The 17,165-nt window shown below is 45.9% G+C and carries 15 protein-coding genes; 1 reads left to right on the top strand and 14 read right to left on the bottom strand.

Annotated features, from left to right (window positions below; all coding sequences use genetic code 11):
* Positions 1 to 3 precede the first annotated feature (3 nt).
* The 7 genes from IPL83_03535 to thrS form a co-directional block, all read right to left on the bottom strand.
* Positions 4 to 978: a hypothetical protein gene (locus tag IPL83_03535; protein MBK9038229.1), complete on the bottom strand. Its 975-nt coding sequence runs from the start codon at positions 976 to 978 to the stop codon at positions 4 to 6.
* A gap of 8 nt (positions 979 to 986) precedes the next feature.
* Complete coding sequence (locus IPL83_03530) at positions 987 to 2,318, bottom strand: hydroxymethylglutaryl-CoA reductase, degradative (GenBank protein ID MBK9038228.1); 1,332 nt, start codon at positions 2,316 to 2,318, stop codon at positions 987 to 989.
* Positions 2,303 to 3,355 (bottom strand): type 2 isopentenyl-diphosphate Delta-isomerase, encoded by a 1,053-nt coding sequence (locus IPL83_03525; GenBank protein ID MBK9038227.1) that lies wholly within the window; start codon positions 3,353 to 3,355, stop codon positions 2,303 to 2,305. Before IPL83_03525 ends, IPL83_03530 begins: the two co-directional genes overlap by 16 nt.
* A gap of 81 nt (positions 3,356 to 3,436) precedes the next feature.
* The gene (gene rplT / locus IPL83_03520; GenBank protein MBK9038226.1) at positions 3,437 to 3,790 is read right to left on the bottom strand and encodes a 50S ribosomal protein L20; all 354 of its coding nucleotides are present in this window, start codon (positions 3,788 to 3,790) and stop codon (positions 3,437 to 3,439) included.
* A gap of 9 nt (positions 3,791 to 3,799) precedes the next feature.
* Complete coding sequence (gene rpmI, locus IPL83_03515) at positions 3,800 to 4,213, bottom strand: 50S ribosomal protein L35 (GenBank protein ID MBK9038225.1); 414 nt, start codon at positions 4,211 to 4,213, stop codon at positions 3,800 to 3,802.
* On the bottom strand, positions 4,158 to 4,826 hold the full coding sequence (locus IPL83_03510; protein MBK9038224.1) for a translation initiation factor IF-3: 669 nt from the start codon (positions 4,824 to 4,826) through the stop codon (positions 4,158 to 4,160). Before IPL83_03510 ends, rpmI begins: the two co-directional genes overlap by 56 nt.
* 14 nt (positions 4,827 to 4,840) lie before the next feature.
* Entirely contained in the window at positions 4,841 to 6,820 is a 1,980-nt protein-coding gene (gene thrS, locus IPL83_03505) for a threonine--tRNA ligase (GenBank protein MBK9038223.1), read from the bottom strand.
* Between the two features lie 327 nt (positions 6,821 to 7,147).
* On the opposite strand from thrS, the gene IPL83_03500 reads away from it, so the two are divergent.
* Positions 7,148 to 8,362 carry a hypothetical protein gene (locus IPL83_03500; protein ID MBK9038222.1) on the top strand — a complete coding sequence of 405 codons (1,215 nt, stop codon included), beginning with the start codon at positions 7,148 to 7,150 and terminating at the stop codon, positions 8,360 to 8,362.
* A 46-nt stretch (positions 8,363 to 8,408) separates the two neighbouring features.
* Here IPL83_03500 and IPL83_03495 read toward each other — a convergent pair whose 3' ends face one another.
* From IPL83_03495 to IPL83_03465, 7 genes are all read right to left on the bottom strand, one after another.
* Complete coding sequence (locus tag IPL83_03495) at positions 8,409 to 9,566, bottom strand: hypothetical protein (protein MBK9038221.1); 1,158 nt, start codon at positions 9,564 to 9,566, stop codon at positions 8,409 to 8,411.
* 91 nt (positions 9,567 to 9,657) lie between these two features.
* Positions 9,658 to 10,860 (bottom strand): molybdopterin oxidoreductase, encoded by a 1,203-nt coding sequence (locus IPL83_03490; protein MBK9038220.1) that lies wholly within the window; start codon positions 10,858 to 10,860, stop codon positions 9,658 to 9,660.
* 35 nt (positions 10,861 to 10,895) lie between these two features.
* Complete coding sequence (locus IPL83_03485; protein ID MBK9038219.1) at positions 10,896 to 11,459, bottom strand: cytochrome c; 564 nt, start codon at positions 11,457 to 11,459, stop codon at positions 10,896 to 10,898.
* A 1-nt stretch (position 11,460) separates the two neighbouring features.
* Positions 11,461 to 12,018 carry a DUF3341 domain-containing protein gene (locus tag IPL83_03480; GenBank protein MBK9038218.1) on the bottom strand — a complete coding sequence of 186 codons (558 nt, stop codon included), beginning with the start codon at positions 12,016 to 12,018 and terminating at the stop codon, positions 11,461 to 11,463.
* Positions 12,011 to 13,369 (bottom strand): polysulfide reductase NrfD, encoded by a 1,359-nt coding sequence (nrfD, locus tag IPL83_03475; protein MBK9038217.1) that lies wholly within the window; start codon positions 13,367 to 13,369, stop codon positions 12,011 to 12,013. The genes IPL83_03480 and nrfD overlap by 8 nt, the downstream gene beginning before the upstream one ends.
* Entirely contained in the window at positions 13,366 to 16,440 is a 3,075-nt protein-coding gene (locus tag IPL83_03470; protein MBK9038216.1) for a TAT-variant-translocated molybdopterin oxidoreductase, read from the bottom strand. Before IPL83_03470 ends, nrfD begins: the two co-directional genes overlap by 4 nt.
* A 24-nt stretch (positions 16,441 to 16,464) precedes the next feature.
* Complete coding sequence (locus tag IPL83_03465; protein MBK9038215.1) at positions 16,465 to 16,998, bottom strand: cytochrome c3 family protein; 534 nt, start codon at positions 16,996 to 16,998, stop codon at positions 16,465 to 16,467.
* Positions 16,999 to 17,165 lie beyond the last annotated feature (167 nt).

Raw genomic sequence — 17,165 nt, 5'->3', positions numbered from 1 at the left:
TCATTAATTCCCGGCCTCAAGGTGAACAAAAGGTAGACTCACTGCCCTCTCTCCTAACATGGATCTCGGCGCCTCCGCCAGATCAATTTCAATTTTCAATCCCTGCCCTAGATCTTTGATTTCTGCCTCAAAAGAAAGACCTAGTCCGGAGGCCAATTCGAAGATTCTATTTTTTTCGGACGGCCTGTGAAAAAGAACAATAATATCAGCGCCCATTGCTCCGCAGCCTTTTGTTGCCAATACCACATCATGCTGCCGCAGATGAGCCAGAAGAGGTTGGACTTCGGAATGAATGAGGCCCTTCGCCTCTAACTTGAGTCCAAATTCTCTGACAGCAGCGATAAATCTCGCCTCGTTGCGCGCTTGAAAGGAGCTCAATCCCTCGTCAACAGAAGAACTCAAATCTGAATAAGGTGGATTTGAGATCTGAGCTAAATGATGATGGGTCGAAACCTTGAGTGAAGTTCTCCATAAAGAAAATGAGAGGTCAGCGAAAGGCCATGCCTCATTGTGCAACTGAAAAGGTTGAGAACGAAATTGACTGATGCCACCGACCCATTGAGCCATCACATCACTGCCACTCGGAGCCACTCCCTCTCCTGAAAAAGCGACTGAGCGATAGGCTTGCAGAGCATTTTGAGGCGATAATTTCTGAGCCCATTCCGAAGGTGGAATATCGCTCAATTGCGACCAAACATACACACCAAGAAATTGCGCGCTTGAGGCACCCAAGCCTCCCTTTCCTAGGTGGGGATCGAAGAACTTCAACTGGGCTCGCTGAAATAAAGAATTGTGAAAACGAACCCACTTTCCAGCTGGGCTATGGGGATGGATCCCTTCGCAAGATCCTGCTCCCATCGTATCTATTTCAAGGCAGAAGCGTGGGCCAGTTGCCACGAGCAATGCAGCCCCTCCAGACAGAACAGAATATTCACCGAGAAGAAATGTTTTGCCGGGAAGAGATATCTGAACCTTCATTGTTCTCCCTAAACTGGCTCTTGAGGCGAAAAAGTGACCGGTTGAATCTTACTGCGAAGCTCCTTCAGGGCCTCAACGGCATGACCTAAGCTAATCCGTTTTGTCATTTCCAAAATTTCTTCCAGACGCATTTGAAGCATCGGAATTTCCTTCTCCTGAGCTCCAGCCGCCAAAGTCAAATTTTTGATATGTAACTTCATGTGGCCCTCGACTATTCCAACTGTTGTCAAGGCTCTCAGAGCACCAAGATTCTGAACCAATCCTACAGCGGCGCAAATTCTTGAAAGATCTTCAGATGACTCAATATCAAGCATGCGTATAGCCATCTGAGCCGTCGGATGCAGATTCGTGACCCCTCCAACCACGCCCAAAATAATCGGCGCAGAAAGGACCCCAACCAAGGTGTCTTCCTCTCTTTTCCAAATGGTAATCGAGCTGTATTGACCGCCACGAGATGCGTAGGAGTGAACCCCTGCCTCAACAGCTCGCCAATCATTTCCGGTTGCGATCAATATGGGATCAATCCCATTGAGCACGCCTTTGTTATTCGTTGCTGCTCGATAGGGATCACGCTGTGCAAATAAAGAAGCTTCTTCGATGCGGTCCATTGCTTCCTGGTCATGACTCTTGACTCTTATTTCTGCTCGAGTCAGTCGAGTGTCCACCAAATTGGACAGAATACACATGGTCACAGTTTCGCCCGTTAAAATTTCTATGGGTCCTTTTAGATACTCACAAACTTGATTCATGATGTTGGCGCCCATAGCCTCACAAGGATCAGCCAGGACATGTAGGACAGCCATTTGGTCTCCGTCACCACGATCTAGAAACCGAACTTCAATATCACGAACGCCACCACCACGACGAACCAAGCCAAAAGCCACATCCGCATTGGCTGCCGCGATCAAGGACTCTTTTCGCTCCATAACCTGAGCTGCAAAGGATTCTGGAGATTTCACGCGAGCAATCTGAATTTGCCCAATGATGTTCTTCCCAATGATTTCGGTTTTTATTGTTCCCTTTTCACGAATCCACTTTGCCGTCTTTGAGGCAGCCGCGATAATGGAAGTTTCTTCTACGGCCATTGGAACCATTCGCGGTTTTCCATCAATCACCAAATTAGAAACGACTCCCAAGGGCAACTGAAAATAGCCGATGACATTCTCAATTAGCTTTTCAGCCAATTCGGTCCCCTGCAATCCCCCAGCCTTCAGAAATCTAACATCTTCCGCGCTGAGAGCTCCCATTTTTATCAGGCGCTGGTAGCGCTCCTCACGTGAGAGTTTGGAAAAACCACCAAATAAACCCTGTATATCTTGCTTTTCTAAGCCTGAACCCATTCCCATATTCCTTTGCTCTTTAGTTCACTGATGTCTGCGCAACCGGTGCAAAACATGGCTGTTTTCAATTCAAATTCAAAGCACTCCATTTTTTCTCTCAGCTGACCTTCTCCTTCGATCGCCGCTGCCAAAAGAGGCTGAGCCGAACCGATAATACTTGCTCCCATGGCCAGGAGTTTTGCTGCGTCCAATCCTGATCTCACTCCACCAGAAGCCCATACCTCATATCCAGGATTTAATTCTCCAACTGATCGCATTGATTCTACTGTACTGATGCCCCAATTCCAAAAGGCTTTTGCCGCGTAGTGTCTAATAGAACCTTTGATTGAGCGGCCCCCTTCAATTCGACCCCAATGAGTCCCACCCAAACCACTTAAATCGACAGCTGCAATACCAGTTTCCATCAAACGCAGCAAAGTCGATTTAGAAAAACCACAACCCGTTTCCTTCAGCACAACCGGAACTGAAAGGCGTCGACACAGCTCCTCTAAAGCTTTTAATCCTCCCTTGAACTCTGGAGTTCCCTCTGGCTGTAGGCATTCCTGCAAGGGGTTGGTGTGAATAATCATAGCACTGGCCTCAAGAGACTCAACCAGCCGCTCCACCAAAGAATGAGGACTTCGAATGAGCTGGGACAAACCCAAATTGCCCAAAAGCACAACCCCGGAGGCACCCTCCCTAACCAACTTCCATTCAGCATCCATTTCGCGGTCAACCAACTGGCGACGCTGAGATCCCACTCCCATCATCCAGCCCCTCTCAGCGCAAGCTCGAGCCAACCGACGATTGAGATCAATCCCTTCCGCATGACCCGCAGTCATCGAACTCACCAAAAAAGGAGTCTGCAAATCTTGTCCAAGAGAGAGGGTTCCAATTTGAATGTCTGAAAAATCTAACTCAGGCAAAGCCTCATGTTGAAGGGAAATTCGATCAAGGCCAGAAAGGCCGAACGCCTCACATCGCTTTTCAAGAGAAAGTCGTATGTGATCCCGCTTACGGTTCTCGAATGCGTGGGAAAAACTCTGAGAGGAGTCTATCTTGGACTCTTTATCCCCCGTGTCCACAATACTCCGCTTTCCCACGATTTCTCATTTTAAGGGAAAAAATCCGAACACTCCTTACGGAGTGCCCATTATTTGATGAACAAGCTTGCCAAATGCTGACGCATCGTGAACCGCCAGATCTGCCAAGGATTTCCTATCAAGCTCAATTTTTGATTTTACCAAGGCACCCATCAATCGAGAATAGGTTGTCCCATTCAGTCTTGCAGCTGCATTGATACGAATCGTCCAAAGCTTTCGCATTTCTCGCTTGCGAACCTTACGATCACGATAGGAATAGGCCATCGCCCTGTCATTTTTTTCCACTGCGTGAGTGAAACAGGTCCCATTTGCGTTGCGATACCCTTTGGCTCGTTTAAGAACCTTTTTATGCCGACGACGGGATGTAAATCCACCTTTAACGCGCATGATCTACCTCCCTCAGAGAACCAGCTGGCGCTGGAGTTGATATTCATTGGACGAACAAACATATACCATCTGTCCCAAATGACGTTTTCGCTTAGAACTCTTCTTTGTCAAAATGTGACGTAGATTTGGCTGTTTGTGCTTTATTTTTCCGCTTGGCTTGGCGCGGAAACGCTTTTTCGCTCTGCTATGAGTCTTTAGCTTCACACTATCTCCCGTCTGAAAAGGCGGAAAAACCAGGATTGATCTTTCACTTTTTATGGCCGATTTCAGCTTATCGAATTTAATCGAGCGGCTACTTGTACTATGGGCAGGACCCAGGGGGCAAGTAGATTTACACCCCCTCACGTCTTTACCTAAAAACGGGACTTGGTCAAAGCCCCTGTTCCTCCGCCCCCTCTTCGTCGGCTTCCCTATTCGAGCTGTCATCCTCCTTCTTGTTCTCCGGATGAAGTTTTCTATATTCCTTTATTTTAAGGATATCCGGAGAAAGGAGCACAAACATTTGCCTTCCCTCCCTTTTTGGGGGGGACTCTTGAATAGCGATATCAATTAATCCCAAAGAAATTTTTTCCAATAGCTTGAATCCCTGCTCCTGGTGAGCCATTTCTCGACCCTGAAATCGCAGGTTCACTTTCACCTTGTCCCCGTCCAACAAAAAACGGCGGGCATGACGCAATTTAACCTCAAGATCGTGCTGATCCGTCCTCGGACGAACCTGAATCTCCTTGATCGTAATGACAGTCTGGTTCTTCTTTGCGTTTTTCTCTTTCTTCTTAGACTCGTACTTCCATTTACCGTAATCAATAATTTTACATGTGGGAGGTTTAGCCGTTGGAGCTATTTCGATCAAATCCAGCTGGCGGTCTTCGGCCATTCTGAGGGCTTCCGAGACGGACATCACTCCAACCATCGTCCCATCCTCGTCGATTACCCTCACCTGTGGGGCAGATATTTCACGATTAACTCGATAGCCATCGCCCTTTTTCTCTGATTTTCCGGTTCGATTTCCTGTGCGGGTTCCTGTCTTAAGCGGCTGAATAGGATTCCTCCTGGTTAAATTGTACTCTTTGCCCTATCAACTAGATGGGAGGGACTCTCCGCTAGCCAGGGACTGGTCACAAGACGTTCTCTTATTTCATTTAAAACCAAGGCTTCAAATTCTTTAGCAGGAACATCGCTCTTATTCTCACCTGTTTTCAGCCGCACACTCACGCTTGCAGCCTCAACTTCTTTATCCCCAATGATCAGCATGTAGGGAACCTTCTGCATTTGGGCCTCACGGATCTTAAACCCCAGCTTCTCGCCACGAGCATCCAAATGAACTCGAATACCAGCTGCACGAAGACTCGCAAACAACTGCTGGCAATAATCAGTTTGACGCTCGGTAACATTGAGAATTGACACCTGAACCGGAGCTAGCCACAACGGAAGATGTCCCGCTGTGTGCTCGAGATAAACGCCAATAAACCGCTCCAGGGATCCTAAAATGGCTCGATGAAGCATCACGGGCCGATGCTCGCTGTTGTCATCTCCTGTGAACTTTAGGTTGAAGGCCTCAGGCATGTTAAAATCGCATTGCAAGGTACCTAGCTGCCAGGGACGTTTGATCGCGTCCACAAACATGATGTCCAATTTAGGCCCGTAAAATGCCCCATCACCCGCATTGACAGTGAAAGGCAATTCCAGCTCATTGAGCCCATCGCGAAGAGCCTTCTCCGCTTGATCCCAGACCTGCTCCGATCCCATTCTCTTCTCAGGACGAGTGGACAAAAATATCTTATATTCATGAAGACCAAGCTCGCTATAGACTTCGCTAAGAAATCTCATGAATTGAGAAATTTCCTTTTGAAGATCCTTAACATCACAAAAAATATGGGCGTCATCCTGACAAAAGGTGCGAACTCGAGTCAAACCATGCATCACTCCACTGCGTTCATAACGGTGGAGTCGCCCAAAATCTGCGATTCGATAAGGAAGATCTCGATAAGATTTTCTATCTGATCCATAAAGCAAACAGTGTCCAGGACAGTTCATTGGCTTAACTGAAAAATCTCTTTCGTCAATTTTAGTGAAATACATATTTTCACGATAATTCTCGAAATGGCCGGACTGATGGTAGAGATCAACGTCATAAATCTGTGGAGTAATGACCTCTTGGAACTCAAATTTGCGGTACTTATCTCTTATGTACTGTACCAGCTCATTGTAAACAATGGTCCCTTTGGGCGTAAAAAAAGGCCCCCCTGGAGCGAGCTGATGAAACACAAACAGCCCTAAATCCTTACCCAACTTACGATGATCTCTCTTTTTTGCTTCTTCAATGTTGTGAAGATACTGGGCTAAATCCTTTTTATCATTGAATGCCGTCGCATAGATCCTCTGTAAACGATCCCGAGACTCATCCCCGCGCCAATACGACCCTGCTACCGACAAAATCTTAAATGCCTTGATCTGACTTAAGTTTTGAACATGGGGACCCCGACAAAGATCAAACCAATCGCCCTGGTAATAAAGGCTAACTTCTTTAGCTCCCAAGTCTTGAATCAACTCAACCTTATATTTTTCACCCATCTCTTTAAAAATGGCGATGGCCTTATCTGCGGCTATATCTTCACGGCGAATATCAAGGCCACGCTTCAAAATTTCTTGAACTTTATCTTCGATTTGTTCCAACATCTCGGGAGTGAAATTTACAGGAGAATCAAAATCATAATAGAAGCCATTTTCGATGACCGGCCCAATTGTCACCTTTACGTCTGGCCACAACTCCTGAACGGCCTGAGCCATCACATGGGCACAAGAGTGTCTCACGACTTCCAGAGCTTCCGGACTTTGTAGAGTCACAATTCGCAGTCTATCTTGGTCTTTCAAACGACGGCGTAAGTCAGTCACTTCAGGTTCATCGTTAACCAATCCGCCTACCGTATCCTTGGCCAGCCGCGTGCCAATGCTCTGGGCCACCTCAAGAACTGTGGGTTCGTGATCAAACTCCTTTACCGAATTATCAGGTAGAACAACGCGTGTGACAGACATTATTTTATGAAGCAGGTGAGCTTAAGATCTTGAATTGATCGATTGGCCATTAAGTTATTTCCATCCTCAATTTACCTAAGTTAACCGAAGCCTACCCGACCCCTCATTTTCGCTCAGGCGTATTGAGGGTTCTATTCTGCTCCTAACCCCGCACAATAGATGAGTTACGTAGAAAAGGGAAGTGGATTTTCAACCAGCCAAGAGCATTCAAGGTTGAAAGCAGTCCAGGCCCGAAATCCAAACCAGATGAATATATATTGCCTTGTGTTAAGACTCCAAGTAAACACTCAACTCAAGCTGACGAAATGAAGTGAGAGAACAAAGAAAATGATTAAAATCATGAAATTGTTCAAGCGGCCCGTTATCATTCTTCTTGTAACCCTTTTGATCGTCACTGTGCCCTTCATAGTAGCCAATTGGAACGACTCTGACCCAAACCCAGAAGTAACCCAGATTTCTTTTAATTTTTCCCGCAAAGCTGACGTGACCCCGGCCTATCTCGAGGCCTACAAACGACTCCTTGGGCTGGCATCCCCCAAAGAAGTCGACCCTTTAGACCGAGGCGAAAAGCTGTATCAACAGTTGAGTCGTGTGAGTAGTGGAAGTGACCAAACACCTTTTGGAGAGCGTATCACTTTTGAAAATGCCCTCTATTTTTCTCGGATACATGGCTTTTGGCCACGAGATCTCTTGGGAGACTTAAAAGCAGAGATCAAAAATGCTGAGGAGAAAAATAGGGAGATTTTAAGTCGCGCTGACGTCATTTTAAAATTAGGAGGCATTGCGACAGATATTCCACCCAAATTTACAACGCATTCGGCGGATATATTGCTGCTTTTAGATGTCATTCGATTTCAGCTTGCAAAAATAAGTCTGCAAGTTCATGAGGGTCAACTTCGAGAACCATTGGATTCCTTACTTCTAGTACAAAATTTTTCTTCAAGCCTTGTCTCGTTCAGAGACTCTACCTTGGCTATAAAGATCGGCCTTCTCGCCATGGATAATATTCGTAGCCTCTTGCAAGAATCAGTGAAGCAATATCCGGCCCTTGCAAGCCTTTACAGCCGCCAATACCAAAGGAAATTCACCTTAAATTTGGATTTTGAAAAAATAAGAATGAACATCATTCAAATAGAAACTTTTTATGTTAAGGGTGTGGTCGATGAAATGCTGGCGTCAAAAAAATCGAACTTCCTAGAGTGGTTGGAGTCTAGCTATCTCCATGCGGATCAGTCCAATACCTTTCTGACCTATGTTGTCTGGTATTCTCCGCTCTGGCTTCGGTCGTTGCTATTTCAAAAAAATGAAACAATCAATGAGCATTACGAAAATATGAAGTTGAGTACTTCACAGGAAAACTTTCAGTCCACCAAGGAATGTCCCAGGGACCAAGAATCGAAGCCTAAACGTATTTTCACCTACATAAGAAACCCCATTGGAAAGTATCTGACAGACAGTCTCTGGAATTCTCAACACTGCTATATGATGGCCAGAAATTTTCGAACCATTCGAGATATCAATCAATTTTACTCCCACTATTGACATTCTCTATCCCCAAACTTCTTTGGAGTCCTTTCAAAAAAATTTTCTACTTTGAAATGGGCTGAGGTTTTAAGCCATTTTCAGGATAAAAATCAGTTGGAGAATCCTTTTTTTCGTTTTCCTTTGGCTTTTTGGGATTTAAAGGTTCTCCTTTAAAAGCGCGATAATAAAATAAGAAAACTGGTTCTTTTGTATCTGGATCCATATAAAAAATTTGGTCAGTGAACACTTTGCGATAAGGCCCTTCAGGATATCTGTTCGCCAGGTTAACTGCCCAATTGACCAAATTTCCATGGTTTCTCAAAAATCTTCCAAAGTCTCCAATCATGACATCCAAACCACTAGCAAAAAACGGTCTGAGCTCCTCCAAAACGATTTCCGAATCAGGCTCCAGTTCTTCCCCTGTCGTTCTTGCTATTTCCAAATGAAAATCAGTTCCAAGAGACAATCCATCTCCATACATTGAAATTGGAAAATTCGATTCACTCTCTTGCCGCGCGTCCAATGCCTTGCGGATCAGACGGATATGTTTCGCAAGCCTATAATCGGGAAATTGAGCCCATTGGGCGATTCTCAATCCAAGATAAAACGTGAAAGTAATCCCAACTGCCACCTTATAAGTTGGACTCGAAAGTTCAAACGCCCCCGAGCTCAATATGGACCCGTTAAGCAAAAAAATGAAGGCATCTTCAAGACCGTGACTCCAAAAAAAGGGCAATCGCTGTCTGATTTTCTTGTGAATGTCGGGTGCCACACTCGTTTTGTACGCTTCAATTCGTTCCATCAAAGCCTGCAAGGCCTCCCAGCCACGCACCTCATTGGCAATAAAAAACAGATCAGGATCATATTTCGTTGTGTTTAACTCTAGTTCGGACAACCGGTTCAAAGCCTTCAAAACTCTTGCCCGTGGCACAACTGAGCGGGTCACAGAGTCAGACTGTAAAGAATATCCCTTGCGGTCGGGTAGAACCTCATCTGCCCCGACCTTTCCATATCCTCTCAAATGCTCTTGTAGGCTCCTCAAAGAGTCTAATGGATTTCTTCTCATCGCTTCGTCGGAGGGATGCATCCTGAGCATCATCAGGCAGGTCTCAGCTTTCATCCAAGGACCGAGGGACCCACCCTGAGCCACAGGGCTAGCAAAATTCAACAGAAGTAAAAAGGCAAAGAGTCGAGAAGATTTCAAATGAGCAAACTGAGTCATTTCGGCACCCCAGCGTAAAAGTTCTCGCCGGTACTACTCGACAGAATGCATCATGTCAACGCCTGAAAATGAATCCCAGGGTGAGTCTCTATCAATAGGTCACGTGATGATGGATGGATTCCTGAATACGCGGATCTGAATAAGCCACCACCGAATTTTTGCTCAGAAAGCGGGTGACGGCAAACAGAAACATCCCCAAGAAACCTAAAAATACCAAAACTTCAGAGATCGAAAACTTCACTTCCTCTCTGGAAAAAACCGGATAAACCAACCAATAGATATCCACATATTGCATGACCAGAATGAGTACGCTGACCGCCATCAGTTGTGCGGGGTTGCGTTTTGCCCAACGTGGCAATAAAGCCAAAAATGGAACAATGAATTTAAAAATCAGAAGCGACAAAGAGACCAGAAGCCAGCCATTTTCTGTGCGAGGAATATAAAAAATAGTCTCCTCAGGTAAGTTGGCATACCAAATCAGCATATACTGAGAAAATGCGATATAGGCCCAAAAAACTGTAAAGGCAAAAAGGAACTTTCCTAGGTCATGAAGGTGATCCTCGGTCACAAAGCCGCGCAACAATCCCTTCTTCGAAAGATACAATATCAGCAAGATCGTGGCTGCCATAGTTGACTGAAAAAGTCCTGCAAAAGTGTACACTCCATAGATCGTGCTAAACCAGTGAGGTTCGAGACTCATGAGAGTATCAAAACCAAAAAAAGTGTAACTCAGGGCAAAGACAGGCAAAAAAGCCACTGACCAAGCGGCTGCCCGATGGGTCAGGCTCTCGTCTCCGTTTGAATCCTGTTTCACCGAACATCCCACCAACATTTTGGCAAATAATCCCCACAAGAGAAAAAAACCAATAAATCGAACAACAAAGAAAGGCATGTTTAAATAGGCCGACTTATGCTGAAGCAATGCATCTTTGGCCACCACATCAGCATGTAACCATTCGTACAAATGGGTTGAACCCGCGACCAACAAAACCAATCCAGAACCAAAGGCGTAGGGAACATAAGAAGCAAATGATTCAACAAGGCGACGGATATTCACCGACCATCCCGCCTTCGTCACATGCTGGAGAGCCGCAAAAAAAAGACCCCCCAAAGCTATCGAAAGAAAATAAAAGAAACTCACAAGATAGGAATGCCAAGCCCGTTCTTTGTCGTTAATTAAGGTTACAACAAAGGCCACAACACCCAAAAACATAAAAATGGAGTACACAGTTTTCATCCGCACGGAAGAAGTGTATCTGACTGCGGATAGAGACCTTTTACTTTCACCTGACATGGAATTGCTCCTCTAATTTCAAAACACTCAATTACTCAATTAGCAGCCGAACGTTTCTGCAAAGTCCTGACGTAGTTGACCAAAGACCAACGAGCCTTCTCGTCCTGAATCTGGGTCAGATAACTCCCCATCACGCCTTGTCCATCCGTCACAATATGAAAGATGCGCCCATCTGAAAATACTTTTACCTTGTCAGACAAAAGGCTTGGTGGGCGCAAAAGCATCTTCTCTGCAACCGGACCATCGCCAGCGCCCAAAGATCCGTGACAAACCGAGCAGTAAATATCAAATTTCTTTTTACCTAGTTCCAATGTTCCTTTTGAAAAATCTGCTGTCAGGGGATTCTTTAGATTTTTCTCTGCCCCTTCAGGGTCTCCCTTATAAGCATAAGGCTTATAGCCTCGCGGAATTGTGTTTTTGGGAGGAACACGCATCGCAAGATTTCCCTTTACCGCCGGATCCCAATCTTGAAACTTAACTGAGCTTTGGTCCATCATCTGCTGTACCAATTCGATGTTTGTCTGATTTTTTCCAGCATTGCAGGAAACCAATCCCAGAAATGCAATGAATGAAGCGAGACTCAATACCTTCTGCTTCATATTAGAACTCCGTTCTTTTTACTTCGGACGCGCCGAGATCATTAAAAAGCTTTTCAATCTGTGTCACATCAAAACCCAGGTCATCTTCCGGAATAAATATGGCGAACTTTGAACAGCTGAGGTCAGGATCAATAACGGGAGGATTCACTTTAGGCAGTCCATTTATTAAAATCATGGCTCCAACCGAGCTCAGAGCCGCAAACAAAATGGTCGTCTCAAAAATCACAGGGATAAATGCAGCAAGGGACCACATTGGTTTGCCACCAATATTAATTGCCCAATCAACGACTGAGGTCCACCATGTGAACCAAACGCCAAAGGCGCAGCCCAAGATACCAAATACCAAAGTGATCCAAGGAATGTAGGACCGTGAAATACCAGCAGCTTCATCAATACCATGCAAGGGAAATGGACTGATTGCATCAAATTTTCTAAAGCCAGCTTCTCTCACCTTTGCAACCGCACGAACCAGTTGGTGCTCATCCAACCAAATTCCCGCAACACCCTTTTTGCCCTTATACTGCCAAGCGTACACTAAAGACTCTATTGTTTTAAGCATGGTGTCCTCCCTCTCGACCCACCCCAAGCACCGGTTTGACCTCAGCTATCGCTATGGGAGGCAATGTCCGTAAATAGAGTAAGAACAGAGTAAAAAACATCCCAAAACTACCAAACAAGGCACCGAAGTCGTAGATGGTCATCACGTGCATACCCCAGCTGGCAGGCAAGAAATCCCGATGAAGTGATGTGATCACGATAACATATCGTTCAAACCACATTCCAATATTCACGAAAATTGAAACAACAAACATAATCGCGATCGTTCGCCTTGCTTTTCTCCACCAAAAAATCTGGGGGATCAGCACATTGCATGTCACCATGATCCAGTAGGCCCAACCATAAGGACCAAATGCGCGATTCAAGAACACAAAACCTTCATACGGAGAGCCGCCATACCAAGCAATGAAAAATTCCATCCCATAGGCATAACCAACCATCAGCCCGGTCGCCATAATGATTTTATTCATCGACTCCATGTGATCGATTGTAACGTAGTCTTTGAAGGTAGGTACCAGATAGCGAATAATGCTCATCAGAGTGACAACCATTCCAAATCCAGAAAAAATAGCTCCGGCCACAAAGTAGGGCGGAAAGATCGTCGCGTGCCAACCAGGAAGTCCTGAAACCGCAAAATCAAAAGAAACGATCGAGTGGACAGAAAGAACAAGAGGCGTGCTCAGTCCTGCGAGCAGCATGTACACTATTTCGTAATGATTCCAAGCGCGCGCCGTCCCTCGCCAGCCAAGAGATAAAATCCCATATATGAGTTTTCTGACGGGGTGCTTTGCCCGGTCTCGAATTGTGGCCAAATCAGGAACCATCCCAATGTACCAAAAAACCATGGAGACCGTTGCGTAAGTTGATACGGCAAAAACGTCCCAAAGAAGTGGCGAGCGAAAATTAACCCAAAGAGGACCTCTCTGATTTGGGTAGGGAAGAAGCCAATAACCAAGCCAAGGACGACCGGTATGTAAAATAGGAAATGTTCCAGCAACCATCACAGCAAAAACCGTCATCGCTTCGGCTGTTCTGGCAATTGAAGTTCTCCATTTTTGTCGAAACAAAAATAGTACCGCAGATATCAATGTTCCCGCATGTCCAATACCGATCCAAAACACGAAGGTGATAATATCAACACCCCAACCAACGGGGCTGTTAACACCTTGTAAGCCCATGCCGTACAAAGTTGTAGCTCCCATCGCCACAATATAAACGAGAAACAAAACTTTGGCGCTTGCGAGAGCAGCAAAATATCTCCGAGGAGGAAATCGCTCCAAAAGAGAAACAATATCCTCGGTGATTGTTTTATATGTCTTTTCGCCCAATATAAGCTGATTGCGTTTTATCATGAGTGATGACCTTCCCCGTGAGCTGAATCCGACTTTAATCGATCCGCATGACGAACCTTTGTCTGATAGCGAACCGCTGGTGCCGCATTGAATTCCTCGAGAAGACTGTAGCTACGGGCCTCTTTGAAGCGCTTGCTCACCAAACTTTCAGGATCATTCATATCACCAAAAATAATTGCTCCCGTCGGACAGGACTGCTGGCAGGCGACTTGGAAATCAGTTGCTTTGAACTCACGATCTTCAACTCTCGCCTGATGTTTGGCGCCCTTAATACGATGAATACAGAAGGTACATTTCTCCATGACCCCTCGAGATCGAACTGTCACTTCGGGATTCAAAGCCAAATGCATGGGAGCTTCGATCTGAGTGTAGTCAAACCAATTGAAGCGACGGACCTTGTAGTAGCAATTGTTAGCGCAATATCTTGTTCCAACGCAACGATTATAAATCATGTCATTGGTCCCCTCGCTTGAGTGAGTCGTGGCTGCGACCGGACAAACTGTTTCGCAAGGAGCATTGTCACAGTGTTGACATGGTAATGGTTGGTAAACAACTCCTGGATCGTCTGGCTGCCCTGTAAAGTATCGATCAATCCGCAACCAGTGCATTTCACGACCCTTCAGGACATATTTCTTTCCAACCACCGGAATATTGTTCTCGGATTGGCAGGCAATCACACAAGCCGAACAGCCCGTGCAAACATTTTGATCAATTGCCATGGCCCACTTATGGCCTTTGTATTCAAAACCACTCCACATGCTCATCATTTTGTGTCTATGAATATTGGCCGCAGGATTCACCAAGTATTGATCGAGTGTGGCCTCAACCACAATTTGACGACCTTCCATCGAATGATGTCCCTGAACATTAGCTAGCTCAATGCACTTTTCAGTCTTCTCAAGCTTAACATCAAGTCCCGAATAGACCGTCTGTCCGTTGTCAAAGCCTGCAAGTTCATAGGCATTAACGCCGACTCCATCGGCCACACGTCCAGCTCCCTTTCGACCATACCCGACGGCCAAACCAACAACTCCGCTCGCTTGTCCTGGCTGAATGTGTGCTGGAGCTTCAAGGACTTGCTCTCCAACAATCAACCTAAGCACATCGCCCTCTCGAACTTTAAGTTCACGAGCGTCCTTTGGAGACAAACAGGCATAGTTATCCCAGCAAATTTTTGTGACAGGGTCTGGAAACTCTTGCAGCCAAGACACATTGGCAAGACGTCCATCAAGGAGACCAACTGTTGGATAGAGAACCAATTCGAAATTAGGAACTTCACGTCCCTTAAAGGCGGCAGTGCGAAGAGCTCCGATATCAAAGTTACGTGGGCCATGTCTCTGACTGCCCTCAGTGGTATCAAAAACTCCCACTTGTAAGACTTCGTACCAAAACTCCTCAAAGCCAAGTTTACCTATGTCTTTGCTGCGATGTTGAGCATGAATCGAGTTTTTCCAGTATTCACGAAGGTAATCATACCAAGTCTCTGCCTTTAAGGAAGCCGAGCTGATACCAAGACCCTTCGCCCAAGAAAGAAGGCTATCCTGGAAGGACCTTGTGCTATTCAAGGGCTCAATAGTGGGCTGTTGAATGCTATAGACGCCAGCAACCACTTCCATATCGCTCCAGTTTTCCATCTCATGATGACCGGGAGCCAAGTAGCTGCAACTCTGACCCGTTTCATCGGCTCGATCTCCCACATAAACGCTTGTCTCGAGCTTTTTAAACGCTTCAGCGAAGCCCGAGGCCTTCGGCGCTGCATAAACGGGATTCGCCCCGTGAATGATCAACCGCTTGACCTTGCCGCTTCCAATGTCACCAATCAGCTGCTCCAAATCAGAAGATGATCCTTGGTATCCCGTATAGGTCCAGCCCTTTGCATCTATCGTGCTGCCATCGTTTTCTAAAAGAGTGTTGAGAAAGTTGGCTGCCACTTGCAGTCCCTGCTGCTGAGCCGTTTGGCCCGTCATGCCTCCAACCAAAACCAATGACTGACCTCGATGAGCCCAAAGATCTGCCGCCACATGAGAAAATGTTTTTCCATCAATAGACAAGCGTTCTGAGACTTTTGCGTAGGGTTCTAGCAGTGCCTTAAGGGATCCATCTCCAGCAAAGCGAGAGACCTTCGAGCCAACCACCAACTCATAGATGAGGCCCATAACCACATCTAATTGCTGGCTTGGACGAATCTGATATCGCTCATCGGCATTTGAGCCAGTTAACGACATCAGCGACTCGAAACTAACCAGCTTATTCATATCTTTGCCCAACTGGCGGCCTTGAGCAAAATGGCGCATGTGTTCAACTGGCTGACCTGTTGTTCCTAAAAAGTCAGAATCGATCGACAAAATATATTTCGCTTTATCAATGCGCAAATGAGGCAAAACATCCTGACCGTAGCAGGCTTTCTGTCCCTTCCGAGTCGAATCCATGGCCAAGGGGTCCCATGAATAAAGCTTCGCTCCGGTGGCCCTCCCGAATTCCTCGAGAAGATTTCTGGTCGAAGGAGATAGAATCGAACCAACCAGAATGCCTACCGATCCTTTTTTTAACTCAGCAGCAACGGCCGTATCAAGAGCCTCCCAAGTCAGAGAAGTGGACTTGTTCATAGGACCCTTGGCGCGATCAGGATCGTAAAGAGCGAGCAAGTGAGCATGAGAGCGTGCACTCATTGCACCCTTGTTGAGGGGGTGACCGGGGTTTCCTTCCGCCTTAATTGGTCGCCCCTCTCGAGTCGCCACCACTAAACCAAAGCCCATTGAACCATCGGCAAACGATGAAGAATAATAATTAATTTTTCCAGGAGTGATTTCAGGAGGACGATTGACATAAGGAACAATTTTCTGAACTGGGCGACGAACACATCCGAAAGTGCTCAAGGCCATACTCGCGCCCATAACCTTCAAAAATTCTCGACGTGCCCAGCCACCCTGTCCCTCTTCAGACCCAATTGGACTTGATTGAAATTCGTTTTCAGCCTGACGCTTAAATTCGGGATCATGGCTCCACTGATCGAGGCTAAGCCAATATTTTGGCGATCCATTTCCTTCAGAACCGGTTTTTTTCGTATCCATATCTCTTCCAGGCTCCCAAAGCTGTTAATAGTGACAGGTGGAACATTCTACTGAAGCGTTATTCTCCGGCTGGCGGTGACAACTCACACACCAACCCATAGAAAGACTATTATATTGTTTTACAATAGGCATCGTCTCTACGGGACCATGGCATTCTTGACAAGCCTTGCCAGCTTTTACGTGGGCCGAGTGATTAAACTTCACATGGTCCGGCAACAAATGCACTTTCTGCCATGCAATCGATTCTCCCGCACTGTAAAGCTCATTGAGTTTTTGAATGTTTGGTTTGTCGAGCCCCACCGTTAGGTGGCAATTCATACAAATATTCATACTGGGAACTGAGGAGTGGCGAGATGTTTCAACCGCGACGTGACAGTACTTACAATCAATCTTGTGAGTGCCGGCATGAAGCTCGTGTGAGAAGGGAAGAGGCTGGTCTGGCATATACCCCTTGTTATAACCAATCGTCACCTTATTGTTATTGATGAGATATACAAAACCCGAAAGTCCGCCCAACAGTCCAAGTACGACCGCAGCGCCGATCACCTTTTTTGTCATGAGTTACCTACATACAGTGTGGAAATCTGAGCTGTTATTAATTAATTTTCAAGAACAATTTATTTATCTATAATTCTGGGATTCGAGCTTGGCAATAACGAAATAAAGATTTTGTTAAGGGGTCCAGCCTGCCCAACAAAAAACTCCAATCACTATCTAACTAAAAT

The organism is Bdellovibrionales bacterium (assembly GCA_016716765.1).
In the GTDB taxonomy this organism is placed as follows: Bacteria; Bdellovibrionota; Bdellovibrionia; order Bdellovibrionales; family UBA1609; genus JADJVA01.
Note: the sequence above shows the minus strand (reverse complement) of the source record. Positions and strands in the feature narration are given on the sequence as shown.

What these genes read in the sequence shown, in the direction of transcription:
- IPL83_03535 (MBK9038229.1), bottom strand. Translation starts at nt 978, where the DNA reads ATGAAGGTTCAGATATCTCTTCCCGGCAAAACATTTCTTCTCGGTGAA.
- IPL83_03530 (MBK9038228.1), bottom strand. Translation starts at nt 2,318, where the DNA reads ATGGGTTCAGGCTTAGAAAAGCAAGATATACAGGGTTTATTTGGTGGT.
- rpmI (MBK9038225.1), bottom strand. Translation starts at nt 4,213, where the DNA reads ATGACAGCTCGAATAGGGAAGCCGACGAAGAGGGGGCGGAGGAACAGG.
- thrS (MBK9038223.1), bottom strand. Translation starts at nt 6,820, where the DNA reads ATGTCTGTCACACGCGTTGTTCTACCTGATAATTCGGTAAAGGAGTTT.
- IPL83_03500 (MBK9038222.1), top strand. Translation starts at nt 7,148, where the DNA reads ATGATTAAAATCATGAAATTGTTCAAGCGGCCCGTTATCATTCTTCTT.
- IPL83_03495 (MBK9038221.1), bottom strand. Translation starts at nt 9,566, where the DNA reads ATGACTCAGTTTGCTCATTTGAAATCTTCTCGACTCTTTGCCTTTTTA.
- IPL83_03490 (MBK9038220.1), bottom strand. Translation starts at nt 10,860, where the DNA reads ATGTCAGGTGAAAGTAAAAGGTCTCTATCCGCAGTCAGATACACTTCT.
- IPL83_03485 (MBK9038219.1), bottom strand. Translation starts at nt 11,459, where the DNA reads ATGAAGCAGAAGGTATTGAGTCTCGCTTCATTCATTGCATTTCTGGGA.
- IPL83_03480 (MBK9038218.1), bottom strand. Translation starts at nt 12,018, where the DNA reads ATGCTTAAAACAATAGAGTCTTTAGTGTACGCTTGGCAGTATAAGGGC.
- nrfD (MBK9038217.1), bottom strand. Translation starts at nt 13,369, where the DNA reads ATGATAAAACGCAATCAGCTTATATTGGGCGAAAAGACATATAAAACA.
- IPL83_03470 (MBK9038216.1), bottom strand. Translation starts at nt 16,440, where the DNA reads ATGGATACGAAAAAAACCGGTTCTGAAGGAAATGGATCGCCAAAATAT.
- IPL83_03465 (MBK9038215.1), bottom strand. Translation starts at nt 16,998, where the DNA reads ATGACAAAAAAGGTGATCGGCGCTGCGGTCGTACTTGGACTGTTGGGC.